Below are 24972 nucleotides of genomic sequence, written 5' to 3' on the forward strand. Positions count from 1 at the left end.
CCCACCAGCAGGAACAGCAGCGAATTCAGCACGGCGTCGATCATCGACCAGACCGCGTGAAGATCGCGGCGGCTCTCGTCGCTGTACACATGGCGCCCGGTCGTGGACCCGATCAGCAGGCCGGCGACCACGACGGCGATGGGGCCGGAAAGGCCGAGCCGGCTGGCCAGCGAATAGGTGCCCAGCACGAGCGCCAGCGAGATTGTCAGCTCCACCACGCTCTCGTTGACCCGCCGTTTCGCCTGATAGGCGATCCAGCCGCAGACGAAACCCAGCGCCGCACCGCCAACGGCCTCTTTCAGGAAGTCCAGCGCGGCCTCTCCCACCGTCATCTCCTGGTCGCTGCCGGTCGCGAGGTGGAGCAGCGTGACGAAGAGCACCACACCGGCGCCGTCGTTGAACAGGCTTTCGCCGGAGATCACCGACCGCAAGGTGTCCGGAACCGGCAGCCTACCCAGAATGCCATGCACCGCCACCGGATCGGTCGGCGCCACGGCCGCCCCCAGCACCAGGCACCAGATCAGCGGCACCCCGATGCCGACCAGTTGGAAGAGGACGTATAGCCCCAGCCCCATCAGGCCGGTGAACAGCAGGACGCTCACGGTCGCCAGCGCCAGAACCGTCCATTTCCGATTCAGCAGGGAGCCCAGATCCTCGTTCACCGCGGCGGTGTAGAGCAGCAGGCTGAGAATGCCGTCGAGCAGGATCACCGGCAGGCTGATCTGGTCGATCAGACCGCGCATCCAGTCGGCCACGCCCAGGCTGGAACCCACCACGTCGATGCCGCTCACCAGCAGCGCCAGAGCCAGCCCTTGGAAGAACAGCGCAATGGTGTTGGGCAGCCTCAGCCACTTGTGATTGATGAAGCCGAAGATCGCCGCCAGGGTCAGCAATATGGCGGAGAGTTGGAACGGACCCATAGGCGTTCTCCGGAAAAATAAAAATTTGCCGGCTACGATGATCTCGACAACATCGGCAGAGGTGCGAATGTCGCGTCCGCATGAGGATTCGAGCAAACTACTCCCAAATGGCTAGAGGGTGCTGATTGCTTCCCCTGTTGCGAATGCCTATTCTTGCGCCATGATCTGTGCAGGGATCCTTATGTTTCCTCCAATCGATGCCTATCGTCTGCCTGCCGCTGCGGCGGCGATATCGGTCGCATGATGGCCGATCCCGTCTGGCAGGATGCCGCAAGGCTGCGGCAATCCGCGGTTCCCGGCCGCGCAACCGGCGGCGCGGAAAGCCCCAACGGTACGGAAAGAGGGATCCGCAGCGGTCCGGACGTCTTTACCGGCGGCGGGGAGATGGGCCGCCGGATGCGGGAAATGGACTGGTCGGCGACTCCGCTAGGCCGGCCGGAAGACTGGCCTCAGTCGCTGCGCACCATCGTCAACCTGATGCTGACCTCCAGCTTCCCGATGTTTGCGGTCTGGGGGCCGGAGCTGACCTTTCTCTACAACGACAGCTACCGTCCGATCCTGGGCGACAAGCCAGAGGCGCTGGGCCGCCCCTTCGCCGAGGTGTGGGCCGACATCTGGGGGGATCTGGTCCCCCTGGTGGTGCGGGCGCTTGCAGGCGAGGCGACCTATCATGAGGACCGGCTGCTGGTCATGGAGCGGCACGGCTATCGCGAGGAGACCTATTTCACCTTCTCCTACAGCCCGGTCCGCGACGAAACCGACCGCGTCGCCGGAATGTTCTGCGCCTGCACCGAGAACACCGCCCGCGTGCTGGCCGAACAGCGGCTGACCTTCCAGCTCGATCTGGCGGAGAAGCTGCGCGGGATGAACGATCCGGTCGGCATCACCGCCGCCGCCGCCGAAGCCATCGGTCGCCATCTGCGGGTGGCGCGGGCCGGCTATGGCCGGATCGATCCGACCGGAAGCATGATTTCGGTGGACCGGGACTGGAGCGACAGTGGGGTGGAAAGCCTCGCCGGCCAGTCCCGGCCGCTCGACAGCTTCGGCCCGGCGCTGATCGCCGAGTTGCGGGCGGGATACACGCTGCGCGTCGACGACGTCGCCACCGACCTCCGCACCAGCGGAAGCGGGCCGGCGGCGGCATTCGCCGGGATCGGGGCGCGGGCGCTGCTGGTCGTGCCTCTGCTGAAGGCGGGACAGCTGACGGCCATCCTCTACCTGCACGAGGGCGAGGCGCGCCACTGGACCGAAACCGACGCCGCCCTGGCGGAGGATGTGGCCGAACGGACCTGGGCCGCGGTCGAGCGCGCGCTTGCCGAGGCGGCCTTGCGGGCCGCCAACACGGCGCTGATCCGCGAACGCGCCGCGGTGGTGGCCGCCAACGCCCGGCTGGCGGCGGAGGGGGAGCGGCTGCGCACCCTGTTCCGCCAAGCGCCGGGCTTCATGTGCGTGCTGCGCGGGCCGGACCATGTCTTCGAACTGGCGAACGACACCTACATGCAGCTGGTCGGCCGCCAGGATCTGGTGGACCGCCCGGCGCGGGACGCGCTGCCGGAGGTGGAGGGCCAGGGCTTCTTCGAATTGCTCGACCGCGTGTATGCCAGCGGCGAGACCTTCGTCGGGCGCAACATGCCCATCAGTTTCCAGCGCCGGCCGGGCGGGCCGCTGGAGGAGCGCTTCCTCACCTTCGTCTATCAGCCGATCAAGGATGAGGATGGCCGCGTCACCGGCCTGTTCGTCGAGGGCAGCGACGTCACCGAGGCGAAGCGGGCCGAGGAGGAATTGCAGCAGCTCAACACCACGCTGGAGGCCCGCGTCGCCGAGGAGGTGGCGGAGCGCGAGCGCGTCCAGATCGCGCTGTTGCAGACGCAGAAGACCGAGGCGCTGGGCCAGATGACCGGCGGCGTCGCCCATGACTTCAACAACCTGCTCCAGGCGCTGTCCGGCTGCCTGCACATGATCGAGAAACGGGCGGAGGGCACGCGCATCCAGCCGCTGGTCGATGCCGGGCGGCAGGCGGTGGACCGCGGCGCCAAGCTGGTGCAGCAACTGATGGCCTTCGCCCGCCGGCAGGCCCTGCGGCCGGAGACGGTCGATCTGCGCGACCGCGTGCTCGGCATGTCGGAACTGCTGAACCGGGCCCTGCGCGCCGACATCCGGCTGGAGGTGGACTTCGCCACCGGGCTCTGGCCGGTGGAGGTCGATGCGACGCAGCTGGAACTGGCCCTGCTGAACCTCGTGGTCAACGCGCGCGATGCGATGCCGGACGGCGGCATGCTGTCGATCCGGGCGGCCAACGTCACCCTGACGCACGGCGATCCGCAGGCGCCCAATGGGCTGTCGGGGGAATTCGTCCGGCTGACGGTGAGCGACACCGGCACCGGCATGCCGGCCGATGTGCAGGCGCGCGCCTTCGATCCCTTCTTCACCACCAAGGAGATCGGCAAGGGCAGCGGGCTCGGGCTGTCGCAGGTCTACGGCTTTGCCCGCCATTCCGGCGGAACCGTCTGGATCGAGAGCGAGGAAGGGCGCGGCACCGTCGTCGGCCTGCTGATCCGCCGGTCGGGCACCGCCCCGGCGACGGCGGCCGAACCGATGGCGGAGGCCGGCGCCAGCCGGGCCGGCGGCCATGTGCTGGTGGTGGAGGACGACCCCATCGTCGCGCTGACCGTGGCGACCGCGCTGGAGGATGCCGGCTTCACCGTCACCCGTGCCGCCACCGCCGACGAGGCGCTGCCCCTGCTGGAGGCCGGCGGCTTCGACCTGCTGTTCAGCGACGTGGTGATGCCCGGCACCATGAGCGGCGTCGACCTGGCGCGCAGCGCGCAGCGGCTCCGGCCGGATCTGCCCGTCGTTCTGGCGACCGGCTACAGCGAGGAGGTCGCCCGCGCCACCGGCGTGATGGTGCTGCCGAAACCCTACCGCATCGACCATCTGGTCGAGGTGCTGGACACGCTGCTGACGGAGGTCCCCTCTCCCCCCCCGGGGAGAGGGTTAGGGTGAGGGGGGGAGCAAAGCGAGGATCTTCAAGCATCGCGCACTCCCCGCTCCCCTAGAAAATCCACACCTTGCGTCCCCCTCACCCCGACCCTCTCCCCGGGGGGAGAGGGAGATTTCTCGAGGGGTAGCGCAGCCCCCCTCAGTCCCCCGCCGCCGGCTGCGGCATGGCGCCGTGACCGGGGCGGCGGCGGACGAACAGCCGGTAGACGGCGACGAAGAAGACCGGCACGAACAGCACCGCCAGCACGGTGGCGGAGATCATGCCGCCCATCACGCCGACGCCGATGGCGTTCTGGCTTTCCGACCCGGCGCCGGTGCTGATCGCCAGCGGCAGCACGCCGAGGATGAAGGCCATCGAGGTCATGATGATGGGACGCAGGCGCTGACGGCAGGCCTCCGCCGCGGCTTCCTTCAACTCCATCCCCTGGTCGTAGAGCGCCTTGGCGAACTCCACGATCAGGATGGCGTTCTTCGCCGACAGGCCGATGGTGGTCAGCAGGCCGACCTGGAAATAGACGTCGCTCGGCAGGCCGCGCAGCGTCGCCGCGATGACGGCGCCGATGACGCCCAGCGGCACCACCATGATGACCGACACCGGGACCGACCAGCTCTCGTACAGGGCGGCGAGGCAGAGGAAGACGATGATCATCGACAGGGCGTAGAGCGCCGGCGCCTGCGAGCCGCTGAGCCGCTCCTCGTAGGACAGGCCGGTCCACTCGTAGCCGATGCCCGGCGGCAGCTTCTGCATCAGCGTCTCCATCTCGGCCATCGCCTCGCCCGAGCTGATGCCCGGTGCGGCCGATCCCTGGATGTTCACCGAGGAGGAGCCATTGTAGCGCTCCAGCTTCGGCGAGCCGTAGATCCACTGCGCCGTGGTGAAGGCGGAGAAGGGAACCATCTGGCCGCTGGCATTGCGCACATACCAGCGGTCGATGTCGCTGGGCTGCATGCGGTAGGGCGCGTCGGCCTGGAGATAGACCTTCTTCACCCGGCCCTGGTCGATGAAGTCGTTGACGTAGGACGAGCCCCAGGCCGCCGACAGCGTCGTGTTGATGTCGCTGAGCGACAGGCCGAGCGCGCTCGCCTTTTCGCGGTCGATGTCCAGCTTGAACTGCGGGGTGTCCTCCAGCCCGTTGGGACGGACGCCGACCAGCTTCGGGTTCTGCGCCGCCGCACCCAGCAGCTGGTTGCGCGCCTGCATCAGCCGGTCATGGCCCAGCCCGCCGCGGTCGACCAGCTGAAGGTCGAAGCCGGTGGCGTTGCCGAGGCCGGGAACCGACGGCGGCAGGAAGGAGAAGAGCACCGCGTCCTTCAGCTTCGACATCGCCCCCATCACCCGGCCGGCGATGGCCTGCGGCTTCTGCGACGCCTGGGTGCGTTCGCTCCAGTCCTTCAGCCGGACGAAGGCCATGCCGGCATTCTGGCCGCGGCCGGAGAAGTTGAAGCCGACGATGGTGAACAGGCCCTCGACGCTGTCCTTCTCCTTTTCCAGCATATAGGCGGTGACGGCCTTGGCGGTCTCGGCCGTGCGCTGCGAACTGGCGTTCGGCGGTGCCGACCACAGCACGAACAGCTGGCCGCGATCCTCCGTCGGCAGGAAGGAGGACGGCATCTGCACGAACAGATAGCCCAGCCCGCCCAGGATCAGCGCATAAGCGATGAAGTAGCGGCCCAGCCGGTTGACCGCGCCGCGCACGCCGCGGACATAGACCCGGCTGCCGGCATCGAAGCCGCGGTTGAACAGGCCGAAGAAGCCGCCGCGGGCATGGCCGTGCCCTTCCCCATGGCCGGCGACCGGCTTCAGCAGGGTGGCGCAGAGCGCCGGGGTCAGGACGAGGGCGACCAGCACCGACAGCGCCATCGCCGAGACGATGGTCAGCGAGAACTGGCGGTAGATGGCGCCGGCCGACCCGCCGAAGAAGGCCATCGGCACGAACACCGCCGACAGCACCAGCGCGATGCCGACCAGCGCGCCGGTGATCTGGTCCATCGACTTGCGCGTCGCCTCGCGCGGGGGGAGCCCCTCCTCGCCCATCACGCGCTCGACATTCTCCACCACGACGATGGCGTCGTCGACCAGCAGGCCGATCGCCAGCACCATGCCGAACATCGTCAGCACGTTGATGGAGAAGCCGAAGGCCGACATCACGCCGAAGGTGCCGAGCAGCACCACCGGAACCGCGATGGTCGGGATCAGCGTCGCGCGGAAATTCTGGAGGAACAGGTACATCACGACGAAGACGAGGACGATGGCCTCGAACAGCGTCTTGATCACCTCGTGGATCGACAGCTGGACGAAGGGCGTCGTGTCGTAGGGGTAGATGACCTCGATGCCCGCCGGGAAGAAGGGCTGAAGCTCCGCCACCCGCGCCTTGACCGCGGCGGCGGTGTTCAGCGCGTTGGCCCCGGTCGCCAGCTTGATGCCGACGCCGGCCGCCGGCTTGCCGTTGTAGGCGGCGTTGATCTCGTAGGTCTCGGACCCGATCTCGATCCGCGCCACGTCGCGCAGCCGCACCTGCGACCCGTCGGGGTTCACGCGCAGCAGGATGGCGCCGAACTGCTCCGGCGTCTGGAGCCGCGACTGGGCGCTGATGGTGGCGTTGATCTGCTGGCCCTGGACCGCCGGAGCGCCGCCGAGCTGGCCGGCGGAGACCTGGGCGTTCTGGGTCTTGATCGCGTTGGAGACGTCGGTGGTGGTCAGCGCGAAGTTGTTCAGCGCGTCGGGGTCGAGCCAGATGCGCATGGCATGCTGCGGCCCGAAGACGGTGATGTCGCCGACGCCTTCGACGCGGCTCAGCGTGTCCTGAAGGTTGGAGGTGACGTAGTCGGCGATGTCGCCCTGGCTGAGGCGCCCGTCGCTGGACACGAAACCGACCACCAGCAGGAAGTCGTTGCCGGCCTTCGACACCTGGATGCCGCGCTGCTGGACCTCCTGCGGCAGCAGCGGCGTCGCCAGCTGCAGCTTGTTCTGGACCTGCACCTGGGCGATGTCGGGGTTGGCCTCCGGCTCGAAGGTCAGGGTGATGGTGACGTTGCCGGAGGAGTCGCTGTTGGAGGACATGTAGCGGAAATGGTCGAGCCCGGTCATCTTCTGTTCGATGACCTGGGTGACCGTGTCCTCCAGCGTCTTGGCCGAGGCGCCGGGATAGCTGGCGGTGATCGACACCGTCGGCGGCGCGATCTTCGGATATTGCTCGACGGGCAGCCGCAGGATCGCCAGGGCGCCCGCCATCATGATGACGATGGCGATGACCCAGGCGAAGACCGGGCGGTCGATGAAGAATTTCGACATGGGGGCGGTTCCTGGGATCAGCGGGCCGAGGCGGCCTTTTCAGGCAATGCGGCCAGCGCGTTCTGGGCGGGCACCGGCTTCACCTCGGCACCCGGCTTCAGCTTCTGCAGGCCCTCCACCACCACGCGCTCGCCGGGGGCCAGCCCGTCCGACACCAGCCAGACATTGCCGACCGGGCGTTCGGTCTTGATGGTGCGCGGGGTCGCCTTGTTGTCGGCGCCCACCACCCAGACGCGGGCGGAGCCGTCCGGCGAGCGGGCGACCGCGGCCTGCGGCACGGTGATGGCATTCTCCGCCACACCCTGCTCGACGCGGGCGCGGACGAACAGGCCCGGCAGCAGCTGCTTGTTCGGGTTGGGGAAGACCGCGCGCAGCTGGACCGAGCTGGTGCCGGAATCCACCGTCACGTCGGCGAATTGCAGCTCGCCCTTCGCCGGATAGGCGGTGTCGTCACCGCTGGCGTTGCTGTTCAGGAACAGCGTCACCGGGATCTTGCCGGGTTCCGCCGGGCGGATGCGGCCGGTCTCCATGTCCTCGCGCAGCTTCATCAGCTGCGAGGCGGTCTGCGTCACGTCGACATAGATCGGGTCGAACTGCTGGATGGTGGCGAGCGCCGTCGCCTGGTTGGAGGTGACCAGGGCGCCTTCCGTCACCGCCGACTTGCCGATACGGCCGGAGATGGGGGCGAAGACCTTGGTGTAGTTCAGGTTGATGCTGGCAAGGTTGTAGGCGGCCTTGGCGGAGGCGACCTGCGCCTCGTTCTGCTTCAGCGAGGCCTGGACGTCGTCGAAGTCCTGCTTGCTGACCACGCTGTTCTTGACCAGATCGCCATAGCGCGACGCCTTGTTGCGGGCGGCCTGGAGATTGGCCTCCGCCTTCTGCACGTCGGCCTGGGCGCTCGCCAGCGACGCCTCGTAGGTGGCGGGATCGATCTGATAGAGCTGATCGCCCGCCTTGACCTCGCTGCCCTCGCGGAACAGGCGCTTCAGCACGATGCCGCTGACCTGCGGGCGGATTTCCGCCACCCGGTAGGGGGCGGTGCGGCCCGGAAGCTCGGTGGTCACCGGCAGGCGCTGCGGCTCGATGGTGGCGACCGAGACCTCGGGCGGGCCGCCGGCACCCTGGGGTTGGCCGGATGCCTGCTTCTGCTGGTTGCAGCCGGCAAGCACCGCGATCAGGCAGGCCGCAGCGGCCAGCGTCATGAATGGCTTGGAACTGGACATCTGTTTCCTCGTCTCGGCGCCGCACGTCGGCGGACCCGTCTCCCTGCTGCACGCTCTTCTATACGCTGCGGGGTCAGGCGGTCCGGCACATCCCCGTTGCTTAGTACTGTCTCATACAGTACAGTGTACCAGACGATACATTCAGAATGCTGCACCGCGCAAGGGGGTTCCGCAAATGCCCGATATGGGGCCGGAACATGGGAAGTCACCGGGAACCCCCACGTCCTTTTTGCAGAATGTGCCGGATCGCGGCCCGGGACGGAGGGAAACGCAAGATGACCAGCAGCCAAAAGGCCCAGATCGAGAAGGCCCCGATAGAGAAGGCCGGGATCGGGCACCCGCCGACCAGCGCCACTGCCGGACCGACTTGCGGGCCGGCCACCTGCGGGCCGCGCGGCCTGGCGCGCCGGCAGGCGATCCTGACGGCGGCGCGGCGCCTGTTCGTCGAGAAGGGCTTCGGGAAGACGACGCTGAGCGACATCATCGCCGTCGCCGGCGGCTCCCGCGCCACGCTGTACGAGCATTTCGGCGACAAGGAGGGGCTGTTCCGCGCCATCATGGAGGAGGACAACGCCATGATCCTCTCCGGCCTCGCCCCCGCCCAGGCCGATGAGCGGGTGACGCCGGAAGCCGGGTTGACCGCCTTCGCGCTGCATCTGGTCAAGGCCCTGCTGAACGAGGAGACGACCGCCACCGTCCGCATCCTGATCGCGGAGGGCGACCGCGTGCCCGACATCACCGAGGCCTTCTTCCGCATCGGGCCGGAGAACGCCATCGCCCGGCTGGCCGACTATCTGAAACGGCTGTCGGACAGCGGCGATCTCAGCATCGACGATCCGGCCGCCGCCGCGCAGGCCTTCCTGGGCATGGTCACCGGCAACCTGCTGGTCCGCCGCCTGATCCTGCCGCAGAGCGCGCCGGCCATCCCCGACCTCGACCGCTATGTCCGGCAGGCGGTGCGCCTCTTCCTGAACGGGGCGTGCGCGAGGGTGACCAAGGCGGGCTGAGGAGAGGGGAACCTCAAATCGTCGCCTTTCAAATCGTCTCCGCCGCCGTATCTACCACCCCGTGGGCGCGGCCGGCCTTGGTCAGCGGTTCGGCGATGTCCTCCAGCCCCTTGCCTTCGGCGTCGACGCCATAGACCAGCGCCACCACCCCGCCGACCATCATCACCACCGATCCCAGCACATAGCCCCAGAACAGCGGGTCGCGCTCCGTCCCCTCCCCCACCAGGCAGCCGAACAGCAGCGGGCCGGTGGAGCCCACCACCTGGGCGATGGCGAAGAAATAGGAGATCGCCTGCGCCCGGACCTCCAGCGGGAAGATCTCGCTGACCGTCAGATAGGCCGACGACGCCCCGGCCGAGGCGAAGAAGAAGGAGACGCACCAGAAGACCGTGTGCGTGTTCGCGGTCAACACCCCCTGGCGGAACAGGAAGGCGGAGACCAGCAGCACGACCCCCGCCAGCAGATAGGTGCCGAAGATCATCCGGCGCCGCCCCACCGTGTCGAACAGCGGCCCCAGCAGCAGCGGCCCGATCAGGTTGCCGGCGGCGAAGGGGAAGAAGTAGAGCGCCGTCCGCGACGGGTCGAGATGGTAGAAATTCTGCAGGACCAGCGCGTAGGTGAAGAAGATCGCGTTGTAGAGGAATGACTGCGTCACCATCATCGTCACGCCCAGGACGGTGCGCGTCGGGTACTGCCGGAAAAAGACGTCGACCAGCTGCGCGTAGGACACCGAATCCTCCGGAACGATGTGCATGGCGCGCTTCGGGTCGACCGGCGTCAGACTCTTGCCCTGTTCGCGCACGCTGGCCTCGATGTCGTCGACGATGCGCTCGGCCTCCGCCTCCCTGCCGTGGGTGACCATCCAGCGCGGGCTTTCCGGGATGTGCCGGCGCAACTGGATGATGATCAGACCCAGCAGCGGGCCGATGAAGAAGGCGATGCGCCAGCCGAGATTCTCCGGGACCAGCGAATGGTCGAGCAGGAAGACGCTGCCGACCGCGCCGATCATCGCGCCTGCCCAATAGGTGCCGTTGACGGCGATGTCGACCCGGCCGCGGAAGCGCGCGGGGATCAGCTCGTCGATCGCCGAGTTGACGGCGGCATATTCGCCGCCGATGCCCATCCCGGCGATGAAGCGCCAGACATAGAGGAACCAGGGCGTCCAGGCGAAACCGGCGATGCCGGACGCGATCAGGTAGAGCGCCAGCGTGGTGATGAACAGCCGTTTCCGTCCCCAGCGGTCGGTCAGCCGGCCGAACACCAGCGCGCCCACCACCTGCCCCATCAGATAGATGGTGCCGGCCAGCCCGACCTCGGCACTCGACATGCCGAGGCTCTCCTTATAGCCGGAGGCCGAGATCAGCTGGATTTCGATGCCGTCCAGGATCCAGCTCACCCCCAGCCCGATCACCACCATCCAGTGGAAGCGCGCCCAGGGTAGCCGGTCCATCCGGGCCGGCACCAGACTGCTCACCGCGGCGGCGCTCTTTGCAACGGTCATGTCGGGGCAGCGGTCATGTCGGGGCAGCGGTCATGTCGGGCTGGCTCCTCGAGGCTGGCGGCAGATGTCGTGCCTGTGAAAACACGGCGTGCCGCCGAAAGGTTTCCGAACCCGCAGGGTGCCGTCAAATATCTGGCATGCGAATTGTCGTGACTCTCCTCATTTCCCATTGCGCTTTTGGATCGATCCAATTAGCGTGTGTCGGCAGTTGGAGCGCAGAAATGCGTCCTGCGGTCCGGGCAGGACTCCCGGACGAGAAGACTTGAGCGGACAAAGGCAACCCGTGCGACGCCAGGCCTTCCGGAAGCACCTCCCGGAAGACGGCGCGATGCGGGTGCGGAGGAACGCCCGTGACCTATGATTTTCAATTCGACGCGGTGTTCGCGTCCTGGGACTATCTGCTCGACGGGGCATGGCTGACCGTCAGGCTGTCGTTCGGCGCCATGGCCATCGGTATGGTGGTCGCCATCCTCTGCGCGCTCGGCAAGACCTCCGGGCCGAAGCCGGTGCGCTGGGCGATCAATGTCTACATCGAGGTCATCCGCAACACGCCCTTCCTGGTGCAGATCTTCCTGATCTTCTTCGGGCTGCCGACGGTCGGGCTCCGGCTGTCGCCGGACGTGGCGGCGATGATCGCGATGGTCGTCAATGTCGGCGCCTACGCCACCGAGATCATCCGCGCCGGCATCGAATCCATCCACAAGGGCCAGATCGAAGCCGGGCTGGCGCTGGGCCTCAGGCCGCTGCAGGTCTTCCGCTACATCGTGCTGAAGCCGGCCCTGCGCACGGTCTACCCGGCGCTGACCAGCCAGTTCATCCTGCTGATGCTGAGTTCCAGCGTGGTGTCCGCCATCTCCGCCGACGAGCTGACCTCGGTCGCCAACAACATCCAGTCGCAGACCTTCCGCAGCTTCGAGATCTACATCGTCGTGACCGGCGTCTATCTGGTGCTGGCGCTGATGTTCTCGGCCCTGTTCGCCGGCATCTACCGGCTGGCCTTCGCCTATTCGATTGACCGGCGCTGAGGGGGACCGAGCGATGATCCGCGCCTTCGGGTACAACGAATTCCTGTTCCTGCTCAGCGCCGTGCAATGGACGCTGATGCTGTCGGTCATCGCCTTCATCGGCGGCGGCATCGTCGGGCTGTTCGTGGCGCTCGGCCGCACGTCCGACGTGAAGCCGCTGCGCCTGCTCGCCACCGGCTACATCCAGCTGTTCCAGGGCACGCCGCTGCTGATGCAGCTGTTCCTCGTCTTCTTCGGCGCCACCGTGATCGGCATCGACATGAGCCCGTGGGTCGCCGCGGCGGTCGGGCTGACGCTGAACACCAGCGCCTTCCTCGGCGAGATCTGGCGCGGCTGCATCCAGTCGGTGCCGCGCGGCCAGTGGGAGGCGGCCTCGTCGCTCGGCCTGCGCTATCCCGGCCTGATGCGCTATGTGATCCTGCCGCAGGCGGTGAAGGTCGCGGTGCCGCCGACCGTGGGCTATCTGGTTCAGGTGATCAAGGGCACCTCGCTGGCCGCCATCATCGGCTTCGTCGAGCTGACCCGCGCCGGCCAGATCGTCAACAACGCCACCTTCCAGCCCTTCCTGGTCTTCGGCATCGTCGCCGCGATCTATTTCGCGCTGTGCTGGCCGCTGTCGCTGCTGAGCCAGCGGCTGGAAGCCCGCTACGCCGCCCCGTCTCGCTAAACCTCAAAAAACACCCGCACTCGGAGGAAACACCCATGGCCTTCACCGTCACCCGCCGCCTCGTCGTCGCCGGCGCCCTGATGACCGCCGCCGCAACTGCTTTTGGCGGCCTGACCGCCACGGCACACGCCCAGAGCGTCGAGGACATCAAGGGCAAGGGCAAGCTGACCATCGGCATGCTGGTCGATTTCCCGCCCTTCGGCATCACCAGCTCGGACGGCAAGCCGGATGGCTATGACGCCGACGTCGCCAAGCTGATGGCCAAGCACATGGGCGTGCCGGTGGACATCGTGCCGGTGACCGGGCCGAACCGCATCCCCTACCTGCTGACCGGCAAGGTCGACGTTCTGGTCGCCTCGCTCGGCATCACGCCGGAGCGGGCCAAGCAGGTCGCCTTCTCCGAGCCCTATGCCGCCATCGAGATCGGGCTGCTCGCCACGCAGAAGTCGACGGTCGCGAAGGCCGAGGATCTGTCGGGCAAGAGCGTCGGCGTCGCCCGCGCCAGCACCCAGGACCAGTCGCTGACCGCGGTGGCGCCGAAGGACGCCCGCATCATGCGCTTCGACGACGACGCCAGCGCCGTGCAGGCCCTGCTGTCCGGTCAGGTCGATGCGCTGGGCGTCAGCAACGTGGTGGCCCAGCAGATCAAGACGATGGCGCCCCAGGCCAATTACGAGATGAAGTTCGTCCTGAAGAGCCAGGTCCAGGGCGTGGCCCTGCGCCAGGGCCAGGACAAGCTGATGGGCTGGGTCAACGGCTTCCTCGACACCGTGAAGAAGAACGGCGAGCTGAACGCCATCCACCAGAAGTGGCTGGGCACCGACCTGCCGGCGGCGGTCACCGCCAGCAAGTCATAAATCAGGAAAAGCGCAATCCCCGGTGGAGGACAGGACCATGGCACTGGCGACCGAACCGACGCGCAACGGCGTGGCGCCTCCGATGAGCGCGGATGTCGTCATCCGCATGGAAGGCGTCCAGAAATGGTACGATCAGTTCCAGGTGCTGAAGGACATCGACCTGGAGGTCCACCGGGGCGAGCGCATCGTCATCTGCGGCCCGTCCGGATCGGGCAAATCGACCCTGATCCGCTGCATCAACCAGCTGGAACGCCACCAGAAGGGCCGGATCACCGTCAACGGCGTCGAACTCGGCCCGCACCACCGCCAGCTGGACCTGGTCCGGCGCGAGGTCGGCATGGTGTTCCAGAGCTTCAACCTGTTCCCGCATCTGACCGTGCTGGAGAACTGCATGCTGGCACCGTTGAAGGTGCGCGGCACCACCAAGGCCGAGGCGAAGGCCACCGCGATGCGCTATCTGGAGCGGGTGCGCATCCCCGAACAGGCCGACAAATACCCCGGCCAGCTCTCGGGCGGCCAGCAGCAGCGCGTCGCCATTGCGCGGTCGCTGTGCATGAACCCGAAGGTGATGCTGTTCGACGAGCCGACCTCCGCGCTGGATCCGGAGATGGTGAAGGAGGTGCTGGACACCATGATCGGCTTGGCGGAAGACGGCATGACCATGCTGTGCGTGACGCACGAGATGGGATTCGCCAAATCGGTCGCCCACCGCGTCATCTTCATGGACCGCGGCGAGATCGTCGAGCAGAACACGCCGGAGGAGTTCTTCACCGCCCCGAAATCGGAACGGACGCGGAGCTTCCTCGGCCAGATTCTGGCCCATTGATGATTTTCTGTTCCACCAAGGACGAGTTGCGATGAAGCCCGAAATCCTGCTGGTCGAACCCATGATGCCCGCCATCGAGCAGGCTCTGGATGCGGCCTACACCGTCCACCGCCTGTCGGCCGCCCCTGACCGCGACCGGCTGATCGCCGAGGTCGCCGGCCGGGTGCGCGCCGTCGTCACCGGCGGCGGCACCGGCGTGAAGAACGCGGTGGTCGATGCCCTGCCCCATCTCGGGATCGTCGCCATCAACGGTGTCGGCACCGATGCGGTCGACCTGGAACATTGCCGCGGCCGCGGCGTGCGCGTCAGCAACACGCCGGACGTGCTGACCGACGATGTGGCCGATCTCGCAATCGGGCTGATGATCGCGGGGTCGCGCCGGATGATGGTGGGCGACCGCTTCGTCCGCGCCGGCCAATGGCCGACGGGCAAGCTGCCGCTCGCCCGCAAGGTCAGCGGCAAGAAGCTGGGCGTGCTGGGGCTGGGCCGCATCGGCGAGGCCATCGCCAAGCGCGCCGAGGCCTTCGGCATGACCATCGCCTACACCAACCGCAAACCGCGCGACGGCGTGTCCTACCGCTTCGTCGCCTCACCGGTCGATCTGGCGCGGGAGAGCGACATCCTGATGGTCGCGGCCTCGGCCGGGGCGGACGCCCGCAACATGGTCGGCCGCGCCGTGCTCGACGCGCTGGGACCGGAGGGGCTGCTGGTCAACGTCGCGCGTGGCAGCGTGGTGGACGAGCCGGAGCTGCTGGCGGCCTTGACCGAGGGCCGGATCGGCGGCGCCGCGCTGGACGTCTTCGCCGACGAGCCGAACGTTCCGGAAGGCTTCTACAGCCTCGACAACGTCGTGCTCCAGCCGCATCAGGCCAGCGCCACGGTCGAGACGCGGATGGCGATGGGCCAGCTGGTGCTGGACAATCTGGAGGCCTTCTTCGCCGGCCGGCCGCTGCCGACCGCCGTGGTGTGAGGCGCCCCCGCCGTGGCCGGGCCGCACGATAGAGAAAAGCCGGGCGGCGAGAAGCCGGGAAGCGTCACCCTGACGGAGGTCGCCGGCCATGCCGGGGTGTCGCGCTCGACCGTGTCGCTGGTGCTGCGCGGCAGCCCGCTGGTCGCGACGGAAACGCGGGAGCGGGTCCAGGCCGCCATGGCAGCGCTGGGCTACATCTACAACCGCGGCGCCGCCAACCTGCGCGCCGCCCGCACCCAGACGGTCGGGCTGCTGGTCTGCGAACTGAACAACCCCTTCTATGCCGAGCTGACGGCGGGGGTCGACGACGTGCTGGACACCGAAGGCTTCGTCGCCTTCATCGCCAACACCGCCGAGCAGCCAGAGCGTCAGGACCGCTTCCTGCAACGGATGCGGGAGCACAATGTCGACGGGGTGATCCTCTGCCCGGCCGCCGGGACGGACAGCGGGCTGCTCGACCGGCTGGACGGCTGGCGGCTGCCCTGCGTGCAGGCGCTGCGCTTCGTCCCCGACAGCCTGGATTCCGGCCGGGGGCGGGATTATGCCGGGGTCGATTATCAGGCGGGCATCGAGACGGTCATCGATCATCTCGTCGCGCTGGGCCATCGGCGGATCGCCTTCGTCGGCGGCACCTTGGACCACTCCGCCTACGCCGGGCGCCATGCCGGCTTCACCGCGGCGATGCGGCGGCACGGGCTGGCCGACGATCTGGTGCTGCGCTGCCCGCTGACCCGGCGGTCGGGTGCCGGGATCGCCGACGATCTGCTGAACAGGCCGCAGACACCCACGGCGGCGCTCTGCTACAACGACGTGGTGGCGCTCGGGCTGATGCTGGGGCTGGAGGCGCGCGGTCTGAGGGCCGGGCGCGATCTGGCCGTCACCGGCTTCGACGACGTGCCGGAAGCGGCGCTCAGCCGGCCGGCGCTGACCACCGTCGCCACCTCCGCAAGGCAGATCGGGCAGGAGGCCGCCCGGCTGCTGCTGCGCCGGATCGCCGACCCGCAGGGCCCGCCCGAGCGGATCATCCTGCCCAGCCGGCTGGTCGTCCGCCAATCCTGCGGCTCTCCCTCTTCTTCCCTCCATCACAGAGATTTGTCATGACCGATACCGTCGAGGCCCTGATCGAGGCGCGCGAGACCCGCCAGTGGCTGACCGGGCTGGACAACCGCCCCGCCACCGAAGCGGAGGCCTACGAGATCCAGGACGCCGTCGCCCGCCGCCTGGGTCCCGTCACCGCCTGGAAAGTCGGCGCCGCCACGCCCGACGCCGAGCCGTTCCGCGCGCCGATCAACGCCGCCACCGTCTTCGAAAACACCGACCATCTCCCGGCCAAGCTGTTCCAGGCCATCGGCGTGGAGGCGGAGATCGCCTACCGCTTCGCCCGCGACCTGCCGGTGCGCGAGCAGCCCTACAGCAGGGAAGAGGTTCTGGCCGCCGTCGCCTCGGTCCATCCCGCCTGGGAGATCGTCGACACCCGCTTCGCCGGTTTCGGCAGCCAGGATCGGCTGAGCCACATGGCCGACCAGTTCAACCACGGCGCCCTGATCGTCGGGCCGGCCATCGCCGACTGGCGCGCGCTCGATCCGGTGACGGAGACGGTGACGCTGGATATCGACGGCGAGACCAAGGTCGATGTCGTCGGTGGCAACAGCGCCGGCGATCCGGTCCGCCTGCTGGTGTGGATGGCCAATGTCGGCGCCCGCAGCTTCGGCGGCCTGCATGAGGGCGAGGTGGTGACCACCGGTTCCTGCACCGGCACCATCTTCGTCGAGCCGGGCAGCCGCTCGGTCGCCCGCTACGGCACCATGGGCACCATCACGCTCAAGGTCGACTGAGCGGAAAGGTCGCGGGCCGGAACTTGCCGGCCCGCGACGCACATCACGGCAGCAGATGCCCCAGCCGCTGGCCGAGCGCGGTCAGGCCGCTGGAGGCCGGGACGTCGGCACCGGCGACCAGATCGACCTGCCGGCGGACGGCGCCGTCATAGTCGATGCGCAGCCGGCCGACCACGTCGCCGCGATGGACCGGGCTCGGCAGCGGTTCGGCCAGGGTGGCGACGACATGCAGGCCGTTGCGGTCTGCCGGCGCCATGGTGACGGTGACGTCGTCGGCGACCGTCACCGGAACGCTGTCCTCCTCGCCCATCCACACCGGCGCCTGCTCCACCAGCTCGCCCTTGCGCAGCAGGGGATAGAGCTTGAAGCCGTTCCACGCCCAATCGAGCAGCCGGGTCGGCTCGTCGTTGCGGGCCTGCGGGCTGGGCAGGCCGTTGACCACCAGCACCAGACGGCGCCCGTTGCGCTCCCCCGACGCGGTCAGGCCGTAGCCGCCGACCTCGGTGTGGCCGGTCTTGATGCCGTCGATGCTGACGGGATGGTAGAGCAGCGGGTTGCGGTTGCCCTGGCGGATGCCGTTCCAGGTGAAGTTCCGCTCCGACTCATAGTGATAGAATTGCGGAAAATCGCGGATCAGGTGGGTGGCCAGGGTCGCCAGATCGCGGGCGGTGGTGTAGTGGCCCGGATCCGGCCAGCCGCTGGCGTTCATGAAATGGCTGTCGGCCATCCCCAGCTCGCGCGCCTTGGCGTTCATCATCGAGGCGAAGGCGGATTCGCTGCCGGCCAGCCCCTCGGCCAGAGCCACGGCGGCGTCGTTGCCGCTGTCGATCAGCAGGCCGCGCAGCAGATCCTCCACCCGCACCGTGCTGCCCAGCTTCAGGAACATGCGCGAGCCGCCCATCTTCCAGGCGGTCTGGCTGACCGGGAAACTGGTGTCCAACGTCGTCCGGCCATGGACCAGCGCGTCGTAGGTCAGATAGGCCGTCATCATCTTGGTCATCGAGGACGGCGCCATGCGCACCGTCCCGTTCTTGTCCAACAGCACGTCACCGCTGGAGAGATCGACCAGATAGGCCTGCTTGGCCGCGGTGTCCGGCTGTGACAGCGCGAGTGCGGGGGCGGACAGCAGGACGGCGGCGGCGAGCGACAGGCAGCCGGCCAGATGGCGAATGGACAGCCGGCGCCGCAGTGCGGCGGAACGGCCTTCGGAGCGCGGCCGCGGATTGACGACGATCACCCTTGTGGATCCCCTGAGGCGACGGATGGGTCTTGCGAAGGCCGTTTCCATGGACCATCGCCGCGCCGGCTTCACCCCTTATTTTCGTATGGCCCCCAATTTTAATGTGGGACAGCCAAACGGTCAGATCGGGAATTCAGGCAGGATCCAGCAGCCGCGGCCCGGCCCCGCTGTCGCCAAGCTCGTCCCACGGGTTGCGCAAGGGACAGTCGCGGATCGACAGGCAGCCGCAGCCGATGCAGCCGTCCAGATTGTCGCGCAGCTTGGTCAGCTTGGCGATGCGGTCGTCCAGCTCCTCCCGCCAGCGCTCCGACATGCGGCGCCAGTCGGCGGTGGTCGGGGTGCGGTCCTCCGGCAGGGCGTTCAGCGCGTCGGCGATGGAGGCGAGCGAGATGCCCAGCCGCTGCGCCACCTTGACCACCGCCACCCGCCGCAGCACGTCGCGGGAGAAGCGGCGCTGGTTGCCGGGATTGCGCCAGCTCCGGATCAGACCCTGCGCCTCGTAGAAATGGATGGTCGAGACCGCCACGCCGGACCGGCGCGCCACCTCCCCCACCGTCAGGTCCTTGTCGTACTCCTCCGGCGACAGCATTCCGGCCCTCCCCTCTCCTGCAACCCTCCGTCCCGCCAGTCTGGCGGCTTTTCCGCTTGACCTCAAGTTCTGTTGAGGTTTTAGCCTGCCCCGACTTTGCCGTCCGAATGGGCAAAGTGCCGGTTGGTTGATCAGGGGAATGGGAACCGAATGACCAGGGGAAAGCTTGCTGCCCTGCGCGAGCGCTTGGCGGGCATGGGTGCGGTGGTGTTCCGGCCGATCCTGCCCGGCGCCACGCTGCGCGACCGTCTGATCGCCTGCTGCGGCGCGCTGCTGGGCATTGCCGCGACGGGACTGCTCTGCCGCAACATGCTGACCTACATGTCGAGCGCGCCGGTGCTGGTGGCGCCGATGGGGGCGTCGGCGGTCCTGCTGTTCGCCGTGCCGGCCAGTCCGCTGGCCCAGCCCTGGTCGATCGTCGGCGGCAACACGCTGTCGGCCGTCGTCGGAGTGCTGGTTGCCGCCGTGATCCCCGACCCGATGCTGGCCGGGGCCGCCGCGGTGGCGCTGGCCATCGCCACCATGTCGCTGACCCGCTGCCTGCATCCGCCCGGCGGCGCCGCAGCGCTGACCGCGGTGCTGGGCGGGCCGGCGGTGACCGAGATGGGCATCAAGTTCGCCTTCTTCCCGGTCGCGGTGAACTCCATCCTGCTGCTGACCGCCGGGCTGATGTTCCACCGGCTGTCCGGCCACCGCTATCCACACAAGCTGGTCAACACCCACCGCACCAACGATCCGCCGCCGCAGCTGCGTCCCGGCCTGACCCAGGGTGATGTCGACGGTGCGCTGCGCACCCTGGCCGAGACACTGGACGTCAGCCGCGACGATCTGGGCGCCCTGCTGGTCAATGCCGAGCTGCACGCGCTGGAGCGGCTGCATGCCGACATCACCTGCCGGGAGATCATGTCGCGCGACCTCGTCACCGTCACGCCGGACACCCATCCCCAGCTGGCCCGCGCCCGGCTGCTGGAGCACGGCTTCCGCACCCTGCCGGTGGTCGATGCGCAGAATGCCGTGGTCGGCATCGTCGGGCACGAGCAGCTGTCGCACGGCGACGCCCTGCACCATGGATCGCGGGTCGCCACCGTGATGGCGCCGGCGGCGACCGAGCTGCCCGACACCCCGGTCTTCGCTCTGCTGGGCCGGCTGTCCGACGGCCGCACCCATGATGTGGTGATCGTCGACCAGAACCGGCGCGTGCTGGGGATGATCACCCAGACCGACCTGCTGGTGGTGCTTGCCCGCACCGCGCTCGCCCGCGCGGTGCAGACCGGGGTCGATGGGCTGAACGATGCCCTGCCGCGCGGTTACCTGCGCGATGTGACGGCGGGCCGGGCGTAACAGCTCGGCCGAGATGCTACGCAGCGATTCTTGAACTCTGGTGACGGGAGTCCGAAAGGCGTAGTCCGAAGGGTGGGGCGTCACCAGAGTTCAAGAATCGGAGCGGCCCGCGTCACCAAAGTTCAAGAATCGGAATGGCATCAGGCGATGCGCGCGACCACCCGCTCGTTGATCGGCGGACGCGACGGGTGGAGGATCAGCCCTTCGCCCGATTCCTCGACACGGGCGTCCGGATAGGCGGCCATGGCGTATTTCAGATTCGGGATGAACTTGGTTTTGAACTGGCGAACCAGGGCATAGCCGGCGCCGAACTGGCCATGCAGCGCCGCCCAGGTGATCGGCGTCGGCTTGTCCAGCGAATGCAGGCGGTAGGCCAGCCAGATATAGACGTCGAGCGCCATCGACTTGCCGCTGATCGCCTTCAGCGCCTCTTCCGCCACCGGAACCGGGTGTTCGCGCAAAGCCTTGAAGAAGCTGTCGCTAAGCCGCACCGTCTCGGTGAACAGGGTGCCCTGGCGGTCGTCGGGCCGGCGCAGCTGGATGGCGTCGGCGACGATCGATTCCTTGCTCTGCCGGCGTCCGCCGTCGGCGTCGGTGAAGAAGGTCAGGTGGCAGGCCGACAGGCGGGCCGCCTGATCCTCCACGTCGCGATAGGCCTTGCCGCAGATCGGAATGTCCATGCGCTTCAGCCAGTCATGCATGGAGCCGCCAAGTTCGACCTCCGGATTCCCGGTCTGAATCGCACGGGTCTGGAGATAGAGCAGAATCATGCGGGCCCGGCTGCCGTAGGGAACGCCGATTCGGCGGGTGACGCCGTTGCGGTCCTCGATCACGCCGGGTTGGATGACCAGCTTGACCTTGTGGCCGGGCCGCTCCCAATGCTGGTCGTCGGGAAGCTGGCGGTGCGGCAGCGCGGTCTGGCAGAATCCGGCATAGGTGATGCCGAGCTTGCCGTTTTCCGCGGCCTGGACCGCTGCGGCGATGTCGATCAGCGGCCGTTCCTCGTCCGAAACAAGGGCCAGCGCGCCGTCGCGTCCGTGTGTCTCGATCAAACGATGAATGCTGCCCATGCCGACCTCCAGCTTTTGGCCACCGTGACCGCCCTTGTGACAGGCCGATGACCGAACCTGCCAGATACAACACCCCGGATCGCGCCGAAGGCAATTTGAACCTTGGTGACGCAGGCTATTTGGAACCTATTTGAAACCAACTATTAGATTCGTCACCAAAGTTCAGGGGATAAGTCCGAGTCGCGTCACCACAGTTCAAGCCAGGCGTCACCAGAGTTCATGGGGAAGAATCGGACGTCTGTGGACGAATCGCGGCAGGGAACGGGCTGTTTGCCTGAACCTTGGTGACGCTGCCCTTGTCGATTCGAGGCTGGAGTCGGCCTTCGCCGCCTGTGGAGCGTCACCAAAGTTCAAGGATTCCAGGCAGCTGGGATGGGCGAAGTGACGGGCTGCGCGTCGCCTGTCCGACCCGCTGCCTGTTGAAGGTCATGCGCTTTCCGTCATCCACGCGAAGGCGGGGATCCAGGCAAACTCCCCTCAAGTGGTTGATTTGAATAGAAACCTGCCTTTGCGGTACCCGTGGAGGAGGTGAGGCGACGTTCGCTCCGCCATCCGTCATCGCTTCCCACAGTCCGGGCGTCACCAAAGTTCAAACGCCTGATCGAGTCGGTTTCGGGTCGAGTCGAGGCCCGGAGCGTCACCAAAGTTCAAACCCTGCAAGCGCCCGGCGTCACCAAAGTTCAGGAGTCACGCCGAGTCGGTCCGGCTGTTGGCGTCACCAAAGTTCAAACCCGGACCGGTCCCGTCCCCTCGAAGCGTCACCAAGGTTCAGGACTCTGGCCGCCAGGGAACAGGGCGCCAGGGAACAGGCCGAGCGTGGCGGAGTTTCCTTGCCCTGGGGCCTGACTGGCCGGAGGGGGGCGACAGGATGCGGGATGCAATGGCCGAAACATCTGGTGCGGCGGGGGAGACGGAAGACGGGGAATCGGGGAAGGTCGTCCTTGCCGCCATCGCGGCCAATCTGGCGATCACCGTCACCAAGTTCGTCGCGGCGCTGATCACCGGCAGCGCATCGATGCTGAGCGAGGCGGTCCATTCCCTGGTCGATACCGGGAACGAGGCGCTGATGCTGGTCGGGCTGAAGCGGTCGAAGAAACCGCCTGACGAGCGCCACCCCTTCGGTTACGCGCGCGAGCTATATTTCTGGACCTTCGTCGTGGCGCTGGTGATTTTCGCCGGCGGTGCGGTGGTCTCCATCTATGAAGGGGTGAAGAAGATCCTCCATCCGCAGCCGGTGGAGTCCGCCTGGATCAACTTCGTCGTGCTGGGCGTCGCCTTCGTCATGGAGGCGATCAGCTGGGTGGTGGCGCTGCGCGCCTTCAACGCCGACCGCGGCGAGGCCGGCGTGTTCGAGACCGTCCATGCCAGCAAGGACCCGACCGTCTTCATCGTCCTGTTCGAGGACAGTGCCGCCCTGGTCGGGCTGGTCGTCGCCGCTGCCTGCCTGTCGGCGGATCTGCTGCTGGACCAGCCGGTCTATGACGGCGTCGGGTCGATCCTGATCGGGCTGGTGCTGGCCGCCACTGCCGCCTTCCTCGCCTATGAGACGAAGAGCCTGCTGATCGGCGAGGCCGCCCGCCCCGACCTCGTGCACGGGGTGCGCGCCCTGGTGCGGGAGGAAGAGGCGGTCGATCACGTGAACGAGGTGCTGACCATCCATCTCGGCCCCAAGGTGGTGATCGTCAATCTCAGCCTGGATGTGCGGGACGAGGTCAGCGCCGGTCAGGTGGAGCGGACGCTGGCCCGCATCGAACGCCGGGTGAAGGAGCGTTTCCCGGAGATCCGCCGCGTCTTCACCGAGGTGCGGGCGGCCGGCGACCGGCTCAACCTTGCAGACGGCTGAACCTTGCAAAAGGCCAAATCTTGCAAACGGCCGGACCGACACCACATGCCGGGTGGAGCGCAACCAGGATGGAGCAGCCCTGCCCGGCAGGCGGGGACCCGATGAACACTTCGCCAAGCGGCCCCAGATGGCCGCGGGGGATCGGATCTCCGGTCGCCCGCGGCGTATCCATATCTTTCCGCATGAGCGATCCGGTCGCTCCCGTGCTGCCCGGCTTGGTGCATGGCCTGACCGATGCCTGACGCGCATTACGCTGCCGGCTCTTCTTATCCTCACCTGTTCTGTCGAACGCGGGGTGCCCCAGGCGCCGGCCGCGCGACGACTCATGCCCATTTCTCCAAGGAATCCTTCGATGCTCTCGTTTGAGATCGCCATCATCGTCGCGTTGACGCTCCTCAACGGGGTGTTCGCCATGTCCGAACTGGCGGTCGTCTCCTCGCGCAAGGCCCGGCTCCAGCATCTGGCCGACCGGGGCGACCGCGGAGCGCGGACGGCGCTGCGGCTGATCGAGGAGCCGAGCCGCTTCCTCAGCACCGTCCAGATCGGCATCACGCTGGTCGGCGTCGTCGCCGGCGCCTATGGTGGCGCCACGCTGGGCGACCGGCTGGGCCAGTGGCTGGACGGCTTCCCCGTCCTGGCCGGCAAGGGCGAGATCCTCGGCGTCGGCGGCGTGCTGGTGGTCATCACCTATCTGTCCATCGTGCTGGGCGAGCTGATCCCGAAGCGCATCGCCCTGAAGAACCCGGAGCGGATCGCCGCCCTCATCGCGCCGCCGATGCGCGCGCTGTCCCGTATCGCCGGCCCCTTCGTCTGGCTGCTCGGCGCCTCCACCGACCTGCTGCTGCGGCTGCTCGGCCTGCATGGCGCCCGCGAGGAGACGGTCACCGAGGAGGAGATCCGCTCGATGATCTCCGAAGGCACCGAGACCGGCGTCTTCGCCCCGGCCGAGAAGGAGATGATCGACGGCGTGCTGCGGCTGGCCGACCGCACGGTGCGCAGCATCATGGTCCCCCGCCCGGACGTCGCCTGGCTCGACCTGGGCAAGCCGCAGACCGAACTGCTGGAGGCGATCCGCAGCTTCGGCCATTCCCGCTATCCGGTGTGCCGCGGCACGCTCGACGAACTGGTCGGCGTCGTCCACACCCGCGACCTGCTGGGCATGGTCGTCGAGGGCCGCCCCTTCGATCTGGAGGCCGGGGCCGCCAAGCCGCTGGTGGTGCATGACGGCACGCCGATCCTGAAGCTGCTCGACCTGATGAAGAACTCCGGCCACCATCTGGCGATGGTCGTCGACGAGTATGGCAGCATCGAGGGGCTGGTCACCCTGACCGACATCCTGGAGATCATCGCCGGCGACCTGCCGGAGGCCGGCGAGGCGGTGGAGACCCCGGCGATCCGGCGCGAGGACGGCTCCTGGCTGGTCGAGGGCTGGATGCCGGTGGACGAGTTCGAGGACACCGTCGGCGTGCGCGGCCTGCGCGATGCCGGCGACTTTCACACGGTGGCGGGTCTGGTGCTGCACCGTCTGGGCCATGTACCGCAGGCCGGCGAGTGGTTCGAGTGGAACGGCGTCCGTTTCGAGGTGGTCGACATGGACGGCCGCCGCATCGACAAGGTGCTGGTGATGCCCAAGGTCGAACCGCCGGCCGACGCGGAGGAGTGAGATCCGCCGCCGGCCGAGGGTGCGGGGTTGCATTTGTTGTTGCAACTCCGCACGGGCTCCATTGACAAAGTTCCGGCAACTTGCTCAGACTCCGCCCGTCCGC

The 24972-nt window shown here is 67.8% G+C and carries 19 protein-coding genes (1 of these 19 running past the window's edge); 12 read left to right on the plus strand and 7 right to left on the minus strand.

Features of this window, described 5'->3' with window-relative positions; translation table 11 throughout:
* Window positions 1–920 carry the 5' portion of a sodium:proton antiporter gene (locus ABNQ40_RS30785; RefSeq protein ID WP_109048225.1) on the minus strand. 337 nt of this gene lie to the left of the window's left edge, so the window shows 920 of its 1257 coding nt (coding positions 1–920); its start codon is at window positions 918–920; the stop codon falls past the left edge of the window.
* Between the two features lie 240 nt (window positions 921–1160).
* Between ABNQ40_RS30785 and ABNQ40_RS30790 the strand changes: the two genes are divergently transcribed.
* The gene (locus ABNQ40_RS30790) at window positions 1161–3923 is read left to right on the plus strand and encodes a PAS domain-containing protein (protein ID WP_109048224.1); all 2763 of its coding nucleotides are present in this window, start codon (window positions 1161–1163) and stop codon (window positions 3921–3923) included.
* 136 nt (window positions 3924–4059) lie between these two features.
* Here ABNQ40_RS30790 and ABNQ40_RS30795 read toward each other — a convergent pair whose 3' ends face one another.
* Both ABNQ40_RS30795 and ABNQ40_RS30800 read right to left on the minus strand, forming a co-directional pair.
* The gene (locus tag ABNQ40_RS30795; RefSeq protein WP_109048223.1) at window positions 4060–7212 is read right to left on the minus strand and encodes an efflux RND transporter permease subunit; all 3153 of its coding nucleotides are present in this window, start codon (window positions 7210–7212) and stop codon (window positions 4060–4062) included.
* A 17-nt stretch (window positions 7213–7229) separates the two neighbouring features.
* Window positions 7230–8435, minus strand: a complete 1206-nt coding sequence (locus ABNQ40_RS30800; RefSeq protein WP_098735421.1) for an efflux RND transporter periplasmic adaptor subunit — start codon at window positions 8433–8435, stop codon at window positions 7230–7232.
* A gap of 275 nt (window positions 8436–8710) precedes the next feature.
* Here ABNQ40_RS30800 and ABNQ40_RS30805 point away from each other — a divergent pair, with 275 nt between their 5' ends.
* Entirely contained in the window at window positions 8711–9442 is a 732-nt protein-coding gene (locus ABNQ40_RS30805) for a TetR/AcrR family transcriptional regulator (protein ID WP_247879592.1), read from the plus strand.
* 28 nt (window positions 9443–9470) lie between these two features.
* Here the strand turns inward: ABNQ40_RS30805 and ABNQ40_RS30810 are convergent, their stop codons facing one another.
* A complete protein-coding gene (locus ABNQ40_RS30810; RefSeq protein ID WP_109048222.1) occupies window positions 9471–10943 on the minus strand; it encodes an MFS transporter in 1473 nt (490 codons plus the stop codon).
* Between the two features lie 350 nt (window positions 10944–11293).
* On the opposite strand from ABNQ40_RS30810, the gene ABNQ40_RS30815 reads away from it, so the two are divergent.
* The 7 genes from ABNQ40_RS30815 to ABNQ40_RS30845 are packed head-to-tail and all read left to right on the plus strand — an operon-like array spanning window position 11294 to window position 17123.
* Window positions 11294–11968 (plus strand): amino acid ABC transporter permease, encoded by a 675-nt coding sequence (locus ABNQ40_RS30815; protein ID WP_109048220.1) that lies wholly within the window; start codon window positions 11294–11296, stop codon window positions 11966–11968.
* A 13-nt stretch (window positions 11969–11981) separates the two neighbouring features.
* Window positions 11982–12635, plus strand: coding sequence for an amino acid ABC transporter permease (locus ABNQ40_RS30820; protein ID WP_109048219.1), 654 nt, complete (start codon window positions 11982–11984; stop codon window positions 12633–12635).
* Window positions 12636–12670: 35 nt separating this feature from the next.
* Window positions 12671–13492 (plus strand): transporter substrate-binding domain-containing protein, encoded by an 822-nt coding sequence (locus tag ABNQ40_RS30825; protein ID WP_109048218.1) that lies wholly within the window; start codon window positions 12671–12673, stop codon window positions 13490–13492.
* 37 nt (window positions 13493–13529) lie between these two features.
* Window positions 13530–14318, plus strand: coding sequence for an amino acid ABC transporter ATP-binding protein (locus tag ABNQ40_RS30830; protein ID WP_282187166.1), 789 nt, complete (start codon window positions 13530–13532; stop codon window positions 14316–14318).
* A 31-nt stretch (window positions 14319–14349) separates the two neighbouring features.
* Window positions 14350–15288 (plus strand): 2-hydroxyacid dehydrogenase, encoded by a 939-nt coding sequence (locus ABNQ40_RS30835; protein WP_109048217.1) that lies wholly within the window; start codon window positions 14350–14352, stop codon window positions 15286–15288.
* A 12-nt stretch (window positions 15289–15300) separates the two neighbouring features.
* Window positions 15301–16389, plus strand: coding sequence for a LacI family DNA-binding transcriptional regulator (locus ABNQ40_RS30840; protein ID WP_109048216.1), 1089 nt, complete (start codon window positions 15301–15303; stop codon window positions 16387–16389).
* Window positions 16386–17123: a 2-keto-4-pentenoate hydratase gene (locus ABNQ40_RS30845; RefSeq protein WP_109048215.1), complete on the plus strand. Its 738-nt coding sequence runs from the start codon at window positions 16386–16388 to the stop codon at window positions 17121–17123. The genes ABNQ40_RS30840 and ABNQ40_RS30845 overlap by 4 nt, the downstream gene beginning before the upstream one ends.
* A gap of 43 nt (window positions 17124–17166) precedes the next feature.
* On the opposite strand, the gene ABNQ40_RS30850 is transcribed toward ABNQ40_RS30845, so the two are convergent.
* Together ABNQ40_RS30850 and soxR are read right to left on the minus strand one after the other, a co-directional pair.
* The gene (locus ABNQ40_RS30850; RefSeq protein WP_158285534.1) at window positions 17167–18360 is read right to left on the minus strand and encodes a D-alanyl-D-alanine carboxypeptidase family protein; all 1194 of its coding nucleotides are present in this window, start codon (window positions 18358–18360) and stop codon (window positions 17167–17169) included.
* Between the two features lie 136 nt (window positions 18361–18496).
* The gene (gene soxR / locus ABNQ40_RS30855) at window positions 18497–18952 is read right to left on the minus strand and encodes a redox-sensitive transcriptional activator SoxR (RefSeq protein WP_109048213.1); all 456 of its coding nucleotides are present in this window, start codon (window positions 18950–18952) and stop codon (window positions 18497–18499) included.
* A 150-nt stretch (window positions 18953–19102) separates the two neighbouring features.
* Here soxR and ABNQ40_RS30860 point away from each other — a divergent pair, with 150 nt between their 5' ends.
* The gene (locus ABNQ40_RS30860) at window positions 19103–20293 is read left to right on the plus strand and encodes an HPP family protein (protein WP_109048212.1); all 1191 of its coding nucleotides are present in this window, start codon (window positions 19103–19105) and stop codon (window positions 20291–20293) included.
* 140 nt (window positions 20294–20433) lie between these two features.
* On the opposite strand, the gene ABNQ40_RS30865 is transcribed toward ABNQ40_RS30860, so the two are convergent.
* Entirely contained in the window at window positions 20434–21363 is a 930-nt protein-coding gene (locus ABNQ40_RS30865; RefSeq protein ID WP_098735578.1) for a replication protein RepA, read from the minus strand.
* An 880-nt stretch (window positions 21364–22243) separates the two neighbouring features.
* On the opposite strand from ABNQ40_RS30865, the gene ABNQ40_RS30870 reads away from it, so the two are divergent.
* Both ABNQ40_RS30870 and ABNQ40_RS30875 read left to right on the plus strand, forming a co-directional pair.
* Window positions 22244–23206: a cation diffusion facilitator family transporter gene (locus ABNQ40_RS30870; protein ID WP_247879591.1), complete on the plus strand. Its 963-nt coding sequence runs from the start codon at window positions 22244–22246 to the stop codon at window positions 23204–23206.
* 352 nt (window positions 23207–23558) lie between these two features.
* A complete protein-coding gene (locus tag ABNQ40_RS30875; RefSeq protein WP_109048210.1) occupies window positions 23559–24869 on the plus strand; it encodes a hemolysin family protein in 1311 nt (436 codons plus the stop codon).
* Window positions 24870–24972 lie beyond the last annotated feature (103 nt).

Source organism: Azospirillum sp. A23 (genome assembly GCF_042938965.1).
In the GTDB taxonomy this organism is placed as follows: domain Bacteria; phylum Pseudomonadota; class Alphaproteobacteria; order Azospirillales; family Azospirillaceae; genus Azospirillum; species Azospirillum melinis.